Annotated in this window: 17 protein-coding genes and 1 riboswitch; of the genes, 2 read left to right on the forward strand and 15 right to left on the reverse strand. The window is 41.2% G+C overall.

Annotated features, from left to right (window positions below; all coding sequences use genetic code 11):
* Nucleotides 1-148 precede the first annotated feature (148 nt).
* The 12 genes from CSV75_RS12975 to CSV75_RS13030 form a co-directional block, all read right to left on the reverse strand.
* Entirely contained in the window at nucleotides 149-1,330 is a 1,182-nt protein-coding gene (locus tag CSV75_RS12975; RefSeq protein ID WP_099676164.1) for a dicarboxylate/amino acid:cation symporter, read from the reverse strand.
* A 284-nt stretch (nucleotides 1,331-1,614) separates the two neighbouring features.
* The gene (locus tag CSV75_RS12980; protein ID WP_099637035.1) at nucleotides 1,615-2,472 is read right to left on the reverse strand and encodes a MetQ/NlpA family ABC transporter substrate-binding protein; all 858 of its coding nucleotides are present in this window, start codon (nucleotides 2,470-2,472) and stop codon (nucleotides 1,615-1,617) included.
* A gap of 65 nt (nucleotides 2,473-2,537) precedes the next feature.
* Nucleotides 2,538-3,206 carry a methionine ABC transporter permease gene (locus CSV75_RS12985; protein ID WP_099630783.1) on the reverse strand — a complete coding sequence of 223 codons (669 nt, stop codon included), beginning with the start codon at nucleotides 3,204-3,206 and terminating at the stop codon, nucleotides 2,538-2,540.
* Nucleotides 3,199-4,224: a methionine ABC transporter ATP-binding protein gene (locus CSV75_RS12990; protein WP_099676165.1), complete on the reverse strand. Its 1,026-nt coding sequence runs from the start codon at nucleotides 4,222-4,224 to the stop codon at nucleotides 3,199-3,201. Before CSV75_RS12990 ends, CSV75_RS12985 begins: the two co-directional genes overlap by 8 nt.
* Before the next feature lie 343 nt (nucleotides 4,225-4,567).
* Nucleotides 4,568-4,673, reverse strand: a riboswitch (SAM riboswitch).
* Between the two features lie 49 nt (nucleotides 4,674-4,722).
* On the reverse strand, nucleotides 4,723-5,022 hold the full coding sequence (locus CSV75_RS12995) for a thioredoxin family protein (protein ID WP_099676166.1): 300 nt from the start codon (nucleotides 5,020-5,022) through the stop codon (nucleotides 4,723-4,725).
* Nucleotides 5,003-5,368, reverse strand: a complete 366-nt coding sequence (locus CSV75_RS13000; protein ID WP_099630780.1) for a toprim domain-containing protein — start codon at nucleotides 5,366-5,368, stop codon at nucleotides 5,003-5,005. Before CSV75_RS13000 ends, CSV75_RS12995 begins: the two co-directional genes overlap by 20 nt.
* A 62-nt stretch (nucleotides 5,369-5,430) precedes the next feature.
* Nucleotides 5,431-5,811, reverse strand: a complete 381-nt coding sequence (gcvH, locus tag CSV75_RS13005; RefSeq protein ID WP_085131467.1) for a glycine cleavage system protein GcvH — start codon at nucleotides 5,809-5,811, stop codon at nucleotides 5,431-5,433.
* Nucleotides 5,812-5,887: 76 nt separating this feature from the next.
* Nucleotides 5,888-6,247 carry an arsenate reductase family protein gene (locus tag CSV75_RS13010; RefSeq protein ID WP_099676167.1) on the reverse strand — a complete coding sequence of 120 codons (360 nt, stop codon included), beginning with the start codon at nucleotides 6,245-6,247 and terminating at the stop codon, nucleotides 5,888-5,890.
* Nucleotides 6,248-6,935: 688 nt separating this feature from the next.
* Entirely contained in the window at nucleotides 6,936-7,544 is a 609-nt protein-coding gene (gene yyaC / locus CSV75_RS13015; RefSeq protein ID WP_099676168.1) for a spore protease YyaC, read from the reverse strand.
* 89 nt (nucleotides 7,545-7,633) lie between these two features.
* Entirely contained in the window at nucleotides 7,634-8,764 is a 1,131-nt protein-coding gene (locus tag CSV75_RS13020) for an AbrB family transcriptional regulator (protein WP_099676169.1), read from the reverse strand.
* A gap of 565 nt (nucleotides 8,765-9,329) precedes the next feature.
* A complete protein-coding gene (locus CSV75_RS13025; RefSeq protein ID WP_099676170.1) occupies nucleotides 9,330-10,637 on the reverse strand; it encodes a CitMHS family transporter in 1,308 nt (435 codons plus the stop codon).
* A gap of 251 nt (nucleotides 10,638-10,888) precedes the next feature.
* Nucleotides 10,889-11,752: a LysR family transcriptional regulator gene (locus CSV75_RS13030; protein ID WP_099637027.1), complete on the reverse strand. Its 864-nt coding sequence runs from the start codon at nucleotides 11,750-11,752 to the stop codon at nucleotides 10,889-10,891.
* Nucleotides 11,753-11,888: 136 nt separating this feature from the next.
* Here CSV75_RS13030 and CSV75_RS13035 point away from each other — a divergent pair, with 136 nt between their 5' ends.
* On the forward strand, nucleotides 11,889-13,013 hold the full coding sequence (locus tag CSV75_RS13035) for a 2-methylaconitate cis-trans isomerase PrpF family protein (protein ID WP_099676171.1): 1,125 nt from the start codon (nucleotides 11,889-11,891) through the stop codon (nucleotides 13,011-13,013).
* Between the two features lie 275 nt (nucleotides 13,014-13,288).
* On the forward strand, nucleotides 13,289-13,411 hold the full coding sequence (locus CSV75_RS16665; RefSeq protein ID WP_255397327.1) for a hypothetical protein: 123 nt from the start codon (nucleotides 13,289-13,291) through the stop codon (nucleotides 13,409-13,411).
* 346 nt (nucleotides 13,412-13,757) lie between these two features.
* On the opposite strand, the gene CSV75_RS13040 is transcribed toward CSV75_RS16665, so the two are convergent.
* From CSV75_RS13040 to CSV75_RS13050, 3 genes are read right to left on the reverse strand one after another with little or no spacing between them, the layout of a single operon-like run.
* Nucleotides 13,758-15,530: an acyl-CoA dehydrogenase family protein gene (locus CSV75_RS13040; RefSeq protein ID WP_369825384.1), complete on the reverse strand. Its 1,773-nt coding sequence runs from the start codon at nucleotides 15,528-15,530 to the stop codon at nucleotides 13,758-13,760.
* 60 nt (nucleotides 15,531-15,590) lie between these two features.
* Nucleotides 15,591-16,766: an acetyl-CoA C-acetyltransferase gene (locus tag CSV75_RS13045; RefSeq protein ID WP_099676172.1), complete on the reverse strand. Its 1,176-nt coding sequence runs from the start codon at nucleotides 16,764-16,766 to the stop codon at nucleotides 15,591-15,593.
* Nucleotides 16,767-16,792: 26 nt separating this feature from the next.
* On the reverse strand, nucleotides 16,793-19,177 hold the full coding sequence (locus tag CSV75_RS13050; protein ID WP_099676173.1) for a 3-hydroxyacyl-CoA dehydrogenase/enoyl-CoA hydratase family protein: 2,385 nt from the start codon (nucleotides 19,175-19,177) through the stop codon (nucleotides 16,793-16,795).
* Nucleotides 19,178-19,362: the final 185 nt, after the last annotated feature.

Here is a 19,362-nt window from a genome sequence, read left to right on the forward strand (position 1 = left end):
GCTAATTTCATTACAACTACGCGGATGGCTATATTTTTCACGATATGTATTTTTCATTTGACAACTAGTGAATGAGAATCAACCAGTTCTTAGTACATAAGAATTAGAAAGAAAAAAAGCCGGTCAAGTAACCGACTTTTCTACTACTCTATACTTTTTTAGTGAAACGGTCGACGATCATCGCAAGCGCGCCGTCACCTGTAACGTTCGTTGCTGTTCCGAAACTATCTTGCGCTAAATAGAGTGCAATCATCAACGCTACCATGCCATCACTGAATCCAAGCATAGTCGTTAGAAGTCCAGTTGCCGCGACAACTGCGCCACCCGGTACACCAGGAGCGGCGATCATCGTAACACCTAACATAAAGATAAATTGTAAATACGAACCAAAACTTACATCAAAACCGTTCATCAGCATAACACCAATCGAACATGAAACAATCGTAATCGTACTACCTGACAAGTGGATAGTTGCGAATAATGGAACCGCGAAGTCCGTTACACGCTCCGAAGCACCCGTCTTTTTTGCCTGACGCAGCGTAACCGGAATCGTTGCAGCAGATGACTGCGTTCCGATCGCTGTCAAATACGCTGGCAGCATCGTTTTCATTAACACGAACGGATTCCGTTTGTTCAACGTACCCGCCACTGTGTACTGGAATGTCAGCATGGTCAAATGAAGAATAATAATCATGATGAAAACAAATACAAAGACTGAAAGTACATTTGCCACTTCACCTGTATACGTCATATTCAGGAAAATCCCGAAAATATGGAAAGGTAATAATGGAATGATGACGACAGATATGACTTTATCGATAATTAAATTAAACTCATCGAAGAACGACATCATCGTCTTCCCTTTAATCGCCGCCATTCCAATGCCAAGCACGAATGCCAATAGCAAAGCAGTCATGATCCCCATCACCGGATCCATTTCCATTTCGAAGAACGCTACTCCCGCTTCACGTGCGCCTTCTGCAACGTCCGTCTTCGTCGCCGGCTGAATAAAGTTCGGCAAAATATTTATTGCTACAACATACGCAAGCAATCCCGCAATAACCGTAGATCCATACGCAAATGCAGCAGACATGCCAAGTAATTTTCCGGAACCTGCGCCAAGTTTTGCAATACTTGGTGCGATAAACGCAATGATAATCAGCGGAACGATAAAGTTCAAGAATCCACCGAATAACATATTAAAAGTAGCTGCTAAACGAACGAACCAATGCGCAAATCCTTCATGGATCAACGGCAATACTAAACCCAGTCCGATCGCCAGCCCAATGGCGATGAGAATTCGCCAAATGAGCCCTAATTTAAACTTCACAATACGTCCTCCTCAAATACACATATGTATTACTCAAACAAAATCAACTTTATCACAAGTCGATTGAATAAAGAAGATTTTATTTAGATTTATGTGATGTTTTTCTTGTGGGTTGTTAGGAAGTGGATTTGGTGGTGTTGTTTGGAAATTGGATAGGGTGGATTGTGTGAACACGAAAGCACATTGAGCGAGTCTCCGCCAACATGCAACCACCACTCCAACACACCCACCAAGCATACAATTAAAAAAGCCGGCAGCTGCGATAGCTACCGGCGTTCATTGTATTATTTTACAGGAACAACTGATCCAGACCACTCATTCAAAATGAAATCTTGAATTTGCTCTGAAGTCAATACTTCTACCAATGCTTTGATAGCATCGCTGTCTTCGTTGCCGCTCTTCACAGCAATTACGTTAACATATGGAGACTCTTTGTCTTCCAATGCGATCGCATCTTCCATTGGATTCAACCCCGCATCGATAGCGAAGTTGGAGTTGATTAATAATGCGTCGCCTTCATCGTTATTATACAACTGAGGCATTAACGCTGCTTCGTAGTTCGCATCAAACTCCAAGTTCTTTGGATTTTCTACGATATCGCCTACTTCAGCTTTTACTTTTTCCACGTCATCCGCTAGCTTGATCAATCCTTTTTCTTCAAGCATAGAAAGTACTCGACCGTGATCCGCAACGGAGTTACTGATTAAGATCGTCGCTCCGTCGGGAAGTTCTTCCAACGACTTATATTTCTTAGAATATACACCGATCGGCTCGATGTGAATAGCGCCTGCATTGACGAAGTCATAACCGAAATCGGCAATTTGGCTCTCAAGATAAGGGATGTGTTGGAAATAGTTCGCATCTAGTGTACCTTCGTCCAAATCTTTGTTTGGCAGTACATAATCTGTGTAAGTCTCAATTGTTAAATCATAGCCTTTTTCAGCTAATAACGGCTTAGCTTCTTCCAAAATTATTGCGTGTGGTGTGTTAGATGCACCGACTACCAAAGACGTTTTCTCGCCTTTCCCTGCTTCATCTACATCTGGTGCTGCATTATCTTTGTTACCTTCGTCTTTCGATCCGCAAGCTGCCAATGCAAGCACTAGTACTGCTGCGAATAGACCGAATAAAAATTTCTTCATATCCACATTTCTCCCTTTCTACTATAGAATATTTCTATGGTTAACAGGTTTCCCTGAAAATCCTATTATCGCTTGTCCAAACGTTTTGTAATGAAATCACCAATAAATTGAATGATAAATACGATAATCAATACTAGAATTGTTGCCATTAACGTGACATCTTCGCGACTACGCTGGAACCCTTCCAAATACGCGAGCGTACCTAGACCGCCAGCACCGATCACTCCCGCCATCGCGGTATATCCGACGAGCGCAATCGAAGTTACCGTAATTCCGGAGACTAGTGCTGGCATGGATTCTGGTAACAAAACTTTGAAAATGATTGTGGACGTTTTAGCCCCCATGGAACGCGCTGCTTCGATAACCCCTTTATCGATTTCCTGCAATGCAATCAACACCATTCGGCCATAAAATGGAGCGGCACCGATAATTAATGCGGGTAATGCGGCATTCGGTCCACGCATACTGTCGAATAATAATTTTGTAAAAGGAATCAATAAAATAATCAAGATGATAAACGGAATCGACCGGAATATATTCACGAAGGCGCCTGTAAAGACATTGGTGATTTTATTCGCCCATAACTGACCAGGACTTGTTAAAAACAACAACAAACCAAGTGCGATACCTAAGACAAATGTAAAGAACGTGGAGTAAGCCGACATATAAAGTGTCTCACCCGTTGCTTCCCACATTTTATCCCAATTCACGTTTGGGAACCATTGCTCAATCATGGATCAGCACCTCCGTCTTCACTTCATTGGCATCCAGGAAAGCAATTGCTTCCTCTATAACCGCCACGTCCCCTACTAGTTGCAAGACGAGTGTGCCGTATGCGCCGTCACGTGTTGTCGAAATATTTCCTTGCACGATGTTGACATCGATGGGGAATTTACGGATCAATTCAGCAAGTAGCGGCTGCTCTGTACGGTCGCCAATGAAAGCTAGCTTGATCAATTTGCCGTGCGGCGATTCCTGCTGTAAATGTGCCATCGCTGCGTCCGTATCTGCACTATCAGTCACTTGCGAAATGAAACGCTTTGTAATATCCGCTTGTGGGGATTGGAAGACATCTAGTACATTGCCCATTTCCACGACTTTCCCCGCTTCCATGACCGCCACGCGATGACAGATCTTCCGGATGACGTGCATTTCATGCGTAATCAACACAATCGTTAGTCCAAGACGCTCATTAATATCTGTTAGTAAATCAAGAATCGCATTCGTCGTCTCTGGATCTAGTGCGGACGTCGCTTCATCACAGAGCAGGACTTCAGGATCATTTGCAAGCGCGCGCGCAATGCCGACACGTTGCTTCTGACCACCTGATAATTGCGATGGATACGCCTGTTCTCGACCTGTCAATCCAACGAGATCAATCAATTCCTTCACTTTTTGCTTACGTGCCGATTTCTTTACGCCAGCAATTTCGAGAGGAAACATGATATTCTCTTCTACTGTTCTAGACCACAGTAAGTTAAAGTGCTGGAAGATCATGCTGATTTTCTGACGCGCATTCCGAAGGCCAGCACCTTGTAATGAAGTCATTTCTTGTCCGTGAATCATGATACTGCCGGACGTAGGCGTTTCAAGACCGTTCAATAGTCGAATTAATGTACTTTTTCCTGCCCCACTGTACCCGATGACGCCGAAAATTTCTCCCTCTTTGATGGATAATGTCACGTCATCTACCGCGACAATTTCTGAACGGTTCAATTGGAACTTTTTATGAACGTTTGTTAGTTGAATCATTTTCCGCACCACCTTATTAAGTCTTTTAAATCTGTTTTTTTAGAATACTACAAGCACTAGGCTCTCGGGACGTTACAGACTTACCAAAAAGGCAAAAGGCGCCTTTGTGGTAAGTCTTCCAACGCCTGTCGAGCCTGCACGGCGCTTTCCGCTTTTGTATCATCCAGCTTCAGATGCCAGCTCCTCGGGTCGTTTCGATCTTAAGATCAAGGCAAAAAGCGCCTTGCTTTTAAGCTCTCCAACGCCTGTCGGAGCTAAACGGCATCCTCCGCTTTAGTTTAAAAAAGCCTTCCTGCAGATAAGCAGAAAGGCCGAACGTATGTAGTTATGTACGTTACCATTTCTCTCATCTATCAAAGCATTACGCTTTGAGTGAATTGGCACCATTTCACATATGTGACGGTTGCCGGGCTTCATAGGGCACTTCCCTCCACCGCTCTTTATAAGAGTTACGTATTCAATTGATTAACTACTTATACCATACTTTTATTTCAATTGTCAACTGAGCTTCTCTAGTAGATACGGGACGGATTGAAAGGCGTAAATCTTTTCTACAGGCTGTCCTTTTCGGTGAATGAGTAAACAAGGAACACTTTCCACCTCATATTCAGTTGCGATTTCCTGGACATAATTCAAGTCTGCCTTTCCAATCGGTAGTTGCGGGCGCATTGTCTCGATCACCGTAAGCATTTTTGAAGCGACTGCACACGTTCCACACATTGGTGTATATAAATAAAAAGCGGCTACTTGCTCTGCCGCCTGTGTGCGTTGCCAGTCTTCAATTGTCCAATGATTCATGTTGTCCACCTGCCAAATACTTGGAATGTACTTTAAAATTAGCAGCAGCTAAAATGCTTGCCAATAGCTTAACGGGAGTCGTTTCCACTTGACGGTAGAGACGATCCGTGTATAAATGTCTCGCTTCTGGATACAGTTGTTTGAACAGCTTACGAATGGACTCACCGGAGGCGTCCGCATCCATAAAGACGAACAGATCTTGCTGCTCGTACGGTTCAAGCAGTTCTTCAATATGATACGCACTGATCGTGCCATTCGTACAAAGAATCTCTACAGGCTCTGCAAGGATCGGTACTAGCCGCTTACGATCCGAACCGCCTTCTACAATGAGAACTTTCGGGTCCATCCTGTTTCCTCCTAGCGTGTAAAAAAGCGCTGAGACGTTCCAGCGCTTTTTCTTTTGGAATATTATTCAGCTGTCATTTCTTCGTACTGCTCAGCTGTCATTAACTCATCCAGTTCAGCTTTGTTATCGATTTCAACTACTACCATCCATGCGTCTTCATATGGAGATTCGTTAACCAATTCAGGGCTATCTTCAAGGTTTTCGTTCACTTCTACAACTTTACCAGTTAATGGAGCGTACAATTCAGAAACCGTCTTCACTGATTCAACGCTTCCGAAAGGCTCGTCTGATTTCAATTGATCGCCAACCTGTGGCAATTCAACAAATACGATATCCCCTAGTTCAGACTGTGCGAAATGTGTGATGCCGATACGGTATTTACCGTCTTCTTCTTTTACCCACTCATGCTCTTCTGAATAACGCAAATCTTTTGGTGTGCTCATGTCGTTACCTCCAAAAATATAATAGTTTAACTTCCTTTAGTTTGCCATAGTTCCCCTGTAAAGACAAGAACCTAGATCACTTCTTCCATGTTTCCGTGAACGTGGTTTCATTAAATCCAACGGTCACTTTTTGGTTGTCGGAAACGATTGGGCGTTTGATGAGCATTCCGTCTGAAGCGAGGAGCGCGATCTTTTCATCATCCGTCATAGTTGGCAGTTTGTCTTTCAAATTGAGCTCACGATATATCTTGCCGCTCGTGTTGAAGAACTTTTTCATTTCAAGTCCGGAATTCGCGATCATGTTGCGTAGTTCGTCTTCGCTTGGAGGTTGTTCGGCGATGTTCTTTTCTTCGAATGAAATCCCCTCGTCCGTAAGCCATTTCTTCGCTTTGCGACACGTGGTACATTTTGGATAGCCGTAGTATGTCATAGTCATAATAATCAATCCCTCCTTTTTTTTCAGTATAGCAAATAAAGGAGAATAGATGCGAACTTAGCGGCGTTTGATTGCTGATGTGTTCGTGCGTAAAGAGACTGGCAATGTGTTGGGGTTAGGGATTGGCACTTCGGAGGGGACGCTTTTCTGGAGGGGCCCCTCCTACGCGCCAATCCCTTGCAATGTGAGCGGGTGATACTTTTTGTTGTGCATTGAAGTCAGTGTTGTAATTGATGTTGAATTTCTGTACTTGAACGTAAATAATTCAAGACACAACAATAATTAACACACTACCTCCAGTATGTATCTTAGGTTCCTTCTACTACCCACGTAGGATGGAAGCGGAAGTTGGGGCGACTCCTGGAGGATCAGCGAGAGCCGTAGCAAAGGACGGCTTTTGCGAGTAAAAGCGAAGCGTTAGGAGCATGTGCTTTCATAGACTGCCTTGAGTAAATCACGCCCTCAGGAAAGCGTCCCCAACTGGAGCTTCCATCCCCTCACACTCACTAATTCACTCACCACTGTGAATTCGAGGAGGATTTAAAAAGATGACTCCGGAAAAATACCGAAATCATCTTTTTACGGCATAAGGCTAATCCCTGTCTTATTTAAACTGTGCTTTAAATAGGGTACAGTTTATATACAAGATTAGTACGATTTCTTTATTTGAAAAAGTTCACTAGCAAACTCATTGATCGTTTGCAGCGTTATCCATATCATCAATACGTGTAATAACTTCAACGATGGCTTTAGAAAGATTCATCACTGTAAATAGTCTTGTATCGTTTAAAAACTGTCCCTTTGGTAACGGATCGATATAATTGACAATACCTTTAAAATTATAATCACCGACCTCAGGTAAAATCGTTTTAAGCGCTTTTCCAGGAATTAGTGGCCCCTCTTCAAAAATCACATATCCAACTTGCTCTCTAGTTCCCAAACTAGCGTCAATACTGAATATGAGAGGATTCTTAAATCGTCTATTTATTTTTTTTAGCGTTTCTTTTAAATTAAACGCATGCACTGGTTCTTCTAATGTTCCGTAAACTAGATAAGTTATATTACTTTCATTGAGCATGGATCCAACCAAGGGGCCTAACGAATCACCGATATATCGATCTGAACCGATACATAAAAAAATGACATCTCTTCCCGCATTTACTGGATGTTTAATAATATTTCTCAATTCGGATGTAAGTAATTCAATTTCTAGAATTCTATTTTTTCCTCTTGAATTAAATTTATAAGGTTGAAGATTTCGAACTTCATTTTCTTTAAAACTGTAATAACTACCCATTTCGACACTCCTTTTTCGAAAATAATGAATAGCAGTGCCGTTATTTAATAAAATAAAGCACTAAATCCATAATGAATCCAAGCATCCGCTTATGCAGACGCTTGAGAATGCCTCCTCTTTTTGATATTCCAGTAATTTAAAAGCTTGAAGAAAGGCGGGAGAATTACACAAACTGAAATGACACGGAGTACTTGTACCGCGACGACAAGTGTAGAGTCTGCTCCCAGAACAACGGCGGTAGTGGTCATTTCAGCGATACCACCTGGTGCAAAAGCCAAAACAGAAGTTGTAAATGATAATTCAGTGATTCTTGCCGTGATAACGGAACAGAAGAACATGGAAACAATAAGGAATATAGTACTTAAAAATGAAATGGCTAATGTTTTCTTTAATCCTTTAAACATTTCTTTTTGAAAACGGGATCCGATACTCGCGCCAATTACTACTTGGGATAAGATAATTAGTTCAGAAGGCCACCAAGCAACTAGCTGATAACCAATCACCACTGAACTGGAAGACTTGACGATGGCGATAGCGACCATACTCCCAAGCAACCAGGGTGCCGGAAATTTTAATAATACACCTAAAAAGTAGCCAAGACATGCAATTCCAAGAAAAAGGGCGGTTGTCAATAGATGTTCTCCTTGAAATGTATTAGAAGCTAAATCAGTATGACCAGTTGCCTCTATAGGATGGATCACCCAAAATGATAAACATAATGGAATGGACAGAACGACTAAAAAGATCCGAATCGTTTGTGCAATACTAACAACACCTGTATTAGCACCAAGCTCTTCTGCAATTCCTGGAATTGTGGAAAGTCCTCCCGGAGCCGTGGAAAAAAAGCTTGTCAACATATCCAAATCGCTAAATTTCCATACGATCAGTCCCGATACTAAAGAGAATATAATAGAAAGTAATAGCATGATCGTAATAGTCAACCAGTTCTCCAGAAAAATGTAATAAACAGAGTCATTCACTTTTTGCCCAAGTTCAATACCTAATATACATTGACCAATGGCCATCCAATATTTTGGAATACCTTTTTGATTGAATGACACTTTCAGGATCTTGGGTTTGAATATAAACAGTAAAGTAGCAGTTAGGAGGGTCCCAATCATCCAACCGACAGGTAAACCTGTGAAAGAAAGGAGAAATCCTCCCGTTCCACTAATGACAACGCATAGAGCTGTTTCCGTGAATTCATTTCTCTTGGACATCAAAACTCCCTCTTTCGCTGCCGATCAATAGATAGTTCAATGTTCAAACAATTCGCTCCTTAAACCATTATACTACAATAAAAGAAGTAAAAAATATTGAATTTTTCTATGTAAGCATAAGTATAATTGATTACCTTTTAATGTATATATTTACAGCCGTATTTTGCTATATAAAAACAATGACATTGTTCCGGAGCCATCTTTTTTAATTCTACTGTCTACGTATGTAGTTATGAATGTCCGTTACCAAAACCTTCTCTGGCTCCTATTATTTAAATTGTCCATTCAATACATTACATAACGTAGAATCTCTTGAATAGTCTTAGCCCTGTGTCTATACGGATTGTATCTTTGAATTTTACCAATGAAATTGTATGTACCTACTAATCTACGTTGGCATTCATTGAAGATTTTTTACTTATTTAATACATTCCTTTCCAGATAATTATTTTCAAGATATATAGACCGAACTAGATAAAAACCCCAAATGGAGTCACTTTTTAAAGTGCCTATCATTTGGGGGTCAGTTCAATCCTAAGTTAGAAAGGCTTCTCTTTAATGTAAGTCAAATTACATTTGTTACAAACGCAACAATGATAATAACAGAGGAGCAGAGAAGAACCCACTTAAACGCAAAACGCTGGAAAGTCCCAATATCTGTTTTAACCATTCCTACTAGTAAAAGAGTGGAGGCAACAAGTGGACTTAAGAAGTGTATAGGCTGTCCTAATACCGATGCTCTCGCAATTTCTAAGGCGCTTACGCCATACGCTGCTCCCGCTTCAGCCAAGATAGGCAATACACCAAAATAATACGCATCATTCGATAATACAAACGTAAACGGCATACTGGTGATAGCCACGACTAATGGATAAAACGAGCCTAAAGATTCTGGAATGATGGAAATCAATGAGGTAGCAATCGCATCCACCATATTTGTGCCAGAAAAAATCCCCGCAAATATACCAGCTGCAAACACTAACGAGACTACTGTTATTGCATTACCTGCATGCGAACTAATACGTTCCTTTTGCTGTTCTAAATTCGGATAATTAATCATGGAAGCGATTACAAACCCGATTAAAAACAGAACAGGGACAGGCATGATACCCGTAACTAAAATCCCCATGATTACAACGACTAAAATCAGATTAAACATTCTAAGTTTCGGTCGTTTGATATCTTCTTCCAATGCAACACTCGCAGCCACACCACTCATTACTAGTGCATCATCTGGAATTTCTTTAAGAACAATAACGCCTAATCTTACACGTTCCTTCATTCCAAGTATGTATGCAATAGAAAGTATAGAAGCCATACCTGCTAACATAGTTGGGATGAGAGGAAGAAAGAATTCATTTGCATCAAGGCCCAGTGCTGCGATTGCTCTAGTAGCGGGTCCACCCCAAGGGGTCATTCCACTCATAATACTTACGGATAGCATTGAAATTGTCGCCAAAATGAGTGGATTCATTCCAATTCTTAGATAGAGTGCTAACATAGCCGAAATGGTAATCATGTGCGTCGTAGTTCCATCTCCATCTAATGCCACAATCATCGCAATGATAGCAGTCCCCAATGCGATTTTAACTGGATCCCCTTTTACAATTTTCATCATTTTATTGATAAGAGGGTCAAATAAACCTGCGTCAATCAAGATACCAAAAAACAGAATTGCAAACAGCAGTAAAGCCGCAGAAGGTGCAACAACTTTCATACCATCTAGCATCATGTCTCCAAGTTCTAAACCGAATCCACCAATAAGTGCGAACGCAATTGGAACGACAACAAGCGCTGTAACCGGTGATAGACGTCTCGACATAATTAAATATGTGAATACGACTACCATAGATACCCCTAAGAATGTAAGAATAATAAAAACCCCCTTTTGAGAATCCGCTTACAAAAAAGAAATCGCAAAACATATTTTTCATTTCCAATTCCTCTTTTTTTCTAAGTGAAAACTCTATTTTTTATACATTCTCAGAATATTACATACATTCAAATAAGTAAAATAGATTTTTTTCATTCACACACAAAAAAAAACTTATAATCCTTCAAATAATAGAAGGCATCAAAAAAAGAACAAGGAAATCATACTGCCTCATTCTTTCATTGGCTTTTCTATAGATTGTGATTCTCATTTAAAAAGTCGACAAATCTTTTAACAGTGGCAAGTTGGAGGGAATCCTCGTTGTACATTAACCACGTTTTTCTAAAAACAGGTTCCCCATTTTTATAGGACAATCCTTGAGTAAATAGATTATCTGATGGCTGAAGGCAAATCTCTGGTAAAATGGCAACCCCTAAATCATTCTTAACCATTTCCTTACTTGTTTCTTGTCGATCTGTATCCATTATTACCAATGGCGGTTCTGTAAACCGGTCATGCCACCAATCATTGATCAAGTTTTTTAAAGAACTATCCGTTTTATAATTGATAAAGGGTAAATCCGGTAAATCATCCATATCAATTTCCTTTTTAGAGATTATACATAGTCTTTCCTTATGTAATAATGTCTTCATTCCATGCCAATCATAGTTCCCACGCAATATCCCTAGTTGCACACTAGACGAATCCAAGAGCTTCATAATATCAGTGCTCCAGCCTGTATTTATACTAAATTGCACATTAGGATACTTTGTTGAGAACTTTTTCAATATTTTCGGTAACCGGTATTGAGCAAAGTTACTCGAGACACCTAACCTCAAAGTCCCTCTTACTTCATCTTGCATATTGAGCATATAATCTTTCGTATTCTGTAACTTAACAATCATTTCTTCAGCATATTTCGCTAAATGTATCCCTTCTGTTGTAAACTCAATACCGCCCTTTATTTTAAAATATAAACTGGTTCCAAAACTCTTTTCCAAGTTTTTCAACCGATAGGTCAACGCTGGTTGCGAAATATATAACCTTTCTGCGGCCCTCGTAATATTTTTCTCCTCATATAATATACGGATTGCATCCCAGTCTTTTTCATCCATTTACAGCACTCCAATCAATTGATTATAATTTTTTTTTTGGTTTTGAGTCAAAAAATATCTATTTTACTTATCTCCATCTCTATCTTAAGCTATTTTTAGAAGCTTCGAAACAATAAGTTATTGAGAGGTGGTTATTTTGATGAGAGTGCCTGTTGTTATTATGCGCGGTGGAACAAGTAAAGGTGTTTTTTTGGATTATAAGGACATGCCGAACGACTTTCGTCTTTGGGATGACTTTTTATTAGATATTATGGGTAGTCCCGACCAAAGACAAATCGACGGAATCGGCGGCGCAAATTCATTGACGAGTAAAGCCGCAATCATTAAAAAGTCAGATTTAAATGAAATTGATGTCGAATATACATTTGCCCAAATCAGCATTGAAAATCAGATGGTAGACTTTAAAGGTAACTGTGGAAATATATCTTCTGCTGTAGGGCCTTATGCTATCCAGCAGGGGCTAGTACCCGCTGTAGAGCCAATTACCACTGTAAAAATATTGAATACAAACACACAAAAGGTAATTATTGCTGAAGTTGAAGTTGAAAATGGTCGGGTCAAAACGGATGGTTTGTGTTCAATTCCTGGTGTTCCTGGGACAGGTTCTCCCATTTATCTTTCCTTTACAAATGGCGAAGGTGCAGTGACGGGAAAATTATTTCCGACTGGGAATCCTACTGACAGGATTCAAACATCTAAAGGTAGCATAAATATCTCCATTATAGATGTTGCTAATCCATTAGTATTTGTGAATGCCCATGATGTCGGATTAAATGGAACTGAATTACCACATAAGTTTACAACGGAAAAGATAGATGAGTTAGAGGAAATTAGATCAATTGCAGCTGAAATGTGTGGATTTTGTACAAAAGAGGAAGCCACGGTGAAATCCCCTGCTGTTCCAAAAATGACCGTCATTTCTTCACCAAAGACATATACAGATGTAAATGGAATAGAAAGAAAGGCCGCCAATATGAATTGTACAATTCGGATGATGTCTATGCAAAAACCCCATCAAGCGCTTGCTATTACCGGGGCTATTTGTACAACTGCTGGGGCATTTTTAAATGATACAATCTTGGCAGATGTAATTACCGTCGAAAATGATATCATTCGATTAGGACATCCAGCAGGAATTATGGAAACAAAAGTCGAGCTAATTGCTGGACATATAAATGCAATAAAGGTAGTCCGTACTGCACGGATGATTTTCGAAGGGTATGTCTATACAAAGAAAGAATATGATTTTTCAATTGCATAATATATAAAGTCCATTTAAAGAATAACATTTCATAAAGATTACTGTTCTAAGTGAATCAGATGCAAGACGTTATTAACAGATGTTTGCTCGCCCCTAAATAGAATGTCGAAAAAAGTGTAGGAGGTGATGAACTACGCACAATAACAATGACAGAGGTTTACAATGATGTTGAGGCTTTTATTGACACGACAGAATGAAAATGCATTGGTGAATGAAGTACAAGAATAAATTAAGCTTGCATATCGTCTTGCTTAAATAAACAGGAGGCAGCATATATGTGGAATATTACCCTATATGGAGATGTTGATATTAAAATGTTTGAATTCAAAACGGAAAAAGAAGCAAAAGATGTTTATAAAAACTTGAGTGGTAACAAATATCTTTCATATATTGTTTAAATATATTTAATGCTTACCATAGATGGAAATGAGTTTCAGTAGATTTATCGTTTAGGGCAAACGCTATCAGAGTGGATGATCTGTTGTGATGCAAAATCGGCAATTTTTCTCTTGGCCGGAAAATAGATCCTTCTGAAATGTTTTAGCATATGAAAATCTCCTAGACAAATGGATTTATTACGAATGTTTCTCAGTACATCACGGTTCCAAGTGATGTACTTTTTCGTTTAATAAATGGGATTTCAATTGAAGCTATTTAACTAGTTGCCGTTCACTCCGCTCCCCTAAACTTTACCTACCAAACCAAAAAACGCCCCACATAGGAGGCGTTCTGTCTAAACTATACTCAAACGATATACTTCTCTGCTTCGATCAACTTCTCTGCCGCTTCACGCTTCTTCGCAATGATATTGTACGGATTATTACGAGTCAACTTGCGCAAAGCCGAAATCATCATACGCTGGTTGTCGCCGTCGACCGCTGCAAGCAACGTCTCTTTCGCTGCTGCTTCGATACGCCCGAACGCTTCCTGACAGAAAATCTGTGTATATAGAAGCTTCTGGTTCTCTTTCTCTTCACCATTCTTGTTGATAGCCTTCTCCGTACGAAGCACTGCAGACTCCATACCGAATAAATCATTCGCAATATCTGCGATGTTCACAAGAATCTCTTGCTCCTGATCGAGCTTCGCACCGTAACGCTGTGCTGCAAGTCCCGCAACCAAGATACCGATCTTCTTCGCGTTCTTCACAAGCACCTTCTCTTGAGCCAATGCTTCGTCGCCCACTTCTTCCGGCATCAGCATTAACAACTCTTCTTGCAATGCTTGTGCTTGTTGAAGCAACGGCAATTCGCCTTTCATTGCTTTCTTCAAGAACGTGCCTGGAACGATCATACGATTGATTTCATTCGTTCCTTCGAAGATACGGTTAATACGGGAATCACGGTAGATGCGCTCTACTTCATACTCCGCCATGAAACCGTAACCGCCGTGAATTTGAACGGCTTCGTCAGAAATATAGTCCAAAACTTCTGAACCTACTACTTTGTTAATAGAACATTCAATTGCGTATTCAGCAATGGAAGCCGCCACTTTTGCACCGTCTTTTTGCTCTTCAGGGGTCATCGCCGCGTTCCGCTCTTCGAAGTACCCAACCGTACGATAGATCAAACTTTCTGTTGCGTACAACTTAGAAGCCATCGTACCGAACTTTTCCTTTGTTAAGTTGAATGAAGAAATCGGTGTGTCGAACTGTTTACGCTGGTTAGCATATTTGATAGCCAATTCAAGTGCACGCTTCGATCCGCCAATTGTACCTACTCCAAGCTTGTAACGGCCGATGTTCAAAATGTTGAACGCGATGACGTGACCGCGACCAATTTCCCCTAATAAGTTTTCAACAGGTACTTCCGCGTCTTCTAAGATCAATGTACGTGTAGAAGAGGATTTGATCCCCATTTTCTTCTCTTCTGGTCCTACGGAAACGCCTGGGTACTCTTTTTCCACAATAAATGCTGTGAATTTGTCGCCATCTACTTTTGCGTATACTACGAAGACGTCGGCAAATGCAGAGTTCGTGATCCACTGTTTTTCACCGTTTAGTACATAGTGTGTACCCGCAACATTTAATTTAGCAGTGGTCTTCGCGCCTAGTGCGTCTGACCCTGAGCTCGGCTCTGTCAATGCATAAGCCGAAATTTTTGCTCCACTTGCAGAGTTCGGCAAGTATTTCATTTTTTGCTCATGGTTACCGAATAACACGATCGGCAATGTACCGATTCCTACGTGTGCACCGTGGGTAATAGAAAAGCCGCCTGCCACGGATAGTCTCTCCGCGATCAATGCGGATGAAATCTTGTCCAGCGCAAGACCTTCATACTCTTCAGGAATATCCGCAGCTAGAAGTCCTAAATCTCCAGCTTTCTTCAGCAATGTTACGGAGTTTTCAAACTCGTGGTTCTCCAGCTTTTCAATCAAAGGCATTACGTCGTTTTTTACGTACTCTTCCGTTGTTTTAGCAATCATCTTTTGCTCATCTGTAAAATCCTCTGGTGTGAAAACGCGACTAGCGTCCATGTCCTCAGTTAAAAATGCTCCACCTTTTACGAATTCTGTCATAGTATTTCCCTCCATAGCTTTAGTCATATAATTTCCCCCAATTTGTCTGTCTGTTTATTTTTATAGAACTTCGAACACTCCAGCTGCTCCCATTCCGCCACCGATACACATCGTGACGACACCGTACTTTTTGCCTTGGCGTTTCAATTCATTAATTAATTTCAAAGTCAAAATGGTTCCTGTTGCACCTAATGGGTGACCTGACGAAATCGCTCCTCCATTGACGTTCACTTTATCCGTATCCAATCCAAGTTCACGAATAACTGCGAGTGACTGAGAGGCGAATGCTTCATTGAGCTCAAAAAGGTCGATGTCTTCAATAGATAGACCGGCTAGTTTCAACGCTTTCGGCACGGCTACTATCGGTCCGATCCCCATCACTTCTGGTGGAACGCCGCCTACTGCGAATGAAAGAAATTTTGCTAACGGCTGTAGTCCACGCTCTTCAGCCACTTCTCTATCCATTAATAAAACCATTCCTGCCCCGTCAGAAGTTTGTGACGCGTTACCTGCCGTTACGGAACCTTGCGCTGCGAATGCCGGGCGTAATTTCCCGAGTATTTCAGTCGTTGTCCCTGGACGTACACCTTCATCCATTTCGAATAAAATGGTTTTTTCCTGATACTTGCCGTCTGCGTCGACAAAACGTTTCGTTACTTCAACCGGTACAATTTCATCAACAAATTTGTCTTCTTTGATTGCGGCTTCCGTACGTTTATGTGATTCAACTGCGAACGCATCCTGATCTTCACGGGAGATACCGTATTTCTGCGCCACTTGCTCCGCTGTATGCCCCATTCCCATATAGTATTCCGGTGCGTCTTCCGCCAGTTTATAGTTCGGACGAATCGTATTGCCCATCATTGGGACCATGCTCATCGATTCTACGCCACCTGCTAACACTGCTTCGGAGTGACCCAGCATGATGCGTTCTGCCGCATACGCGATTGACTGCAAACCGGATGAACAAAAACGGTTGACTGTTACAGCTGGTGTCGTGTCGGGTAAACCTGCCAACGCACCGATATTACGCGCGACGTTCATTCCTTGCTCTGCTTCTGGCATCGCACAACCGATGATTAAATCGTCGATTGGTCCATCATAATTCCCTGCACGCTTCAATGTTTCCTTTATAGTCAACGCCCCAAGATCATCCGGACGGACAGTTGCCAACGAACCTTTTCCTGCTTTTCCAATCGGTGTTCGAGCACCGGCTACAATTACTGCTTCGCGCATTCTGTTTCCTCCTTTAGCTATCCTCATCAGTTACGTAACGGTTTCCCCTTGACCAGCATATGCTGCATACGCTGCTGTGATTTCGGTTCTGCCACTAAACTTAAAAATGCTTCGCGTTCTAAATCAAGTAAGTACTGCTCATCGACACGTGTACCATACGGAATTTTTCCGCCTGACAGTACGTAAGCGAGTTTCTTCGCAATCTTTAAATCATGTTCGCTAATGAATCCAGAAATGAACATCCCTTCAGCTGCCAGTAATAGTGTCGCATAGCCTGAGTCACCAGTTACAGGAACTTTCGCTCTCTTCGGTGCTACATAGCCTGCTTCAAATAGTGACAGAGCGGCCTGCTTCGCGTCGTAGATCAGATGATCAGGATTGACACTTATGCCGTCTGCAAAGTCGAGGAAGTTGTTCTCTCTTGCCTCTTCAGCAGAGGTCGACGTTTTCGCCATCGCAATGGATTCAAATACTTTATTCGCAATATATTGATAATCAATAGGGACACCGTTCGGTAAACCTTTTAAGTGCTTCTGATACAAGTTGACGTTTCCGCCACCTCCTGGAATCAAGCCTACCCCTACTTCAACCAGTCCCATATACGTTTCCATAGATGCCTGAATATGTGCAGCTGGAAGACAAACTTCTGCCCCGCCACCTAGCGTCATTTGGAATGGCGCCGCAACAACCGGCTTCCCGCTATATTTAATCTTCAACATGGCATTTTGGAATGAACGGATGACAAAGTCGAGTTCAAAAATATTATCATCTTGTGCTTCCATTAAAATCATGCCAAGGTTTGCACCGACACAGAAGTTTTTCCCTTGATTGCCGATTACAAGCCCTTTGAAATTCCGCTCTACTTCGTCTACTGCGAAGTTGATCATCTGAATGATGTCCAAGCCAATCGCATTTGATGGTGAATGGAATTCAAGTAATGCGATGCCGTCTCCAAGGTCAATCAAGCTTGCGCCAGAATTTTTCTTGATGACACCGTGCTTTTTCTTATACTGCTTCAAGTTAATCGCTTTCTCATTCACTTGCACCATCTGATAGTCCGTGCCGTCGAAGTAGTACGTATCGCCATTCTCTTCTTTATAAAAAGTTTCATAGCCTTTATCGAGCAATGACTGTACGAGTGTAGGAATTTCCTTGCCTTCTTCTTTCAGCATGTCCACAGACTTCTTCACGCCGATCGCGTCCCAAATTTCAAATGGCCCTTGCGTCCAGCCGAAGCCCCATTTCATTGCGTTATCAATAGAAACGATATCGTCTGCAATTTCACCGTGAAGTTGTGCAGCATATAGCATCGTCGGTGTTAACGTATTCCACAAAATCTCGCCTGCACGATCTTTTGCATACAGTAACGTCTTCACTTTATTAGCTAGTCCTTTTTGCTGTTTCGCCATTTCTATTGAAGGCGCTTTCATTTTCTGTGTAGGAACATATTCAAATGTCTTCATATCCAATTCCATAATGTCTCGGCCTTTTTTTACATAGAAGCCTTGTTTTGCTTTTGCGCCGATCCAGCCATTATCGATCATTTTAGTTACGACATCAGGTAGTTCAAATATTTTTTGCTCTTCCCCCGTCGTTTGATCGTAGACGTTTTTCGCAACGTGCATATACGTATCCAGTCCCACAACATCTAACGTACGGAATGTGGCGGATGTCGGACGGCCGATCAATGTACCTGTAATCGAGTCAATTTCTCCGATTGTATAACCGCGTTCTAGCATTTCATGCACTGTCACTTGTAAACCATACGTACCAATTCGGTTAGCAATAAAGTTTGGAGTATCTTTTGCGATCACGACTCCCTTACCTAAACGATCCTCACCGAACACTGTCATGAACTCTACAACTTCAGGTGATGTCGCTTGTGTAGGAATAATTTCAAGTAATTTTAAGTATCTTGGAGGATTGAAGAAGTGCGTTCCTAGAAAGTGCTTCTGGAAATCTTCCGAACGTCCTTCCGTCATCGCTTCAATACTGATCCCCGATGTATTGGATGAAATAATGGTGCCTGGCTTTCGCACATTTTCAATCTTTTCATATAAACTCTTTTTAATATCCAAGTTTTCTACGACGACTTCAATGATCCAATCTACGTCTTTTAATTGATCCAAATGATCCTCGAAGTTTCCTGGTGTAAGTAATGACAAGCTATTCTTCGTTGTTAAAGGAGCTGGTTTTTGTTTTTGTAACTTCTCCAAAGCTGTAGCCGCAAACTTATTGCGGAATTGTGGATTATCATATGTTAAGCCTTTTGCCTCGTCATCTGCACCTAATTTCGTTGGTACAATATCTAGTAATAGTACGGGAATGCCTGTATTCGCCAAGTGTGCTGCGATTCCAGAACCCATAACTCCAGATCCTAAAACTGCCGCTTTTCTAATTTGATAAGTCACGTGTAATCCTCCCCCTTATGTTTCTTGAATGAACGCTCATTCATTTATCGTGTAAAAAAAATACGCGTTGCCTATAATTGCTAGTATAAATCATTTGAAACTATTTCGCAATATTTATTTTGAATATAATCAGACTTTTTAAAATAAGCAATTTAATACCAAACCTTCTCTATTCATTGTACACT

The organism is Sporosarcina sp. P18a (assembly GCF_002743135.1).
GTDB lineage: Bacteria > Bacillota > Bacilli > Bacillales_A > Planococcaceae > Sporosarcina.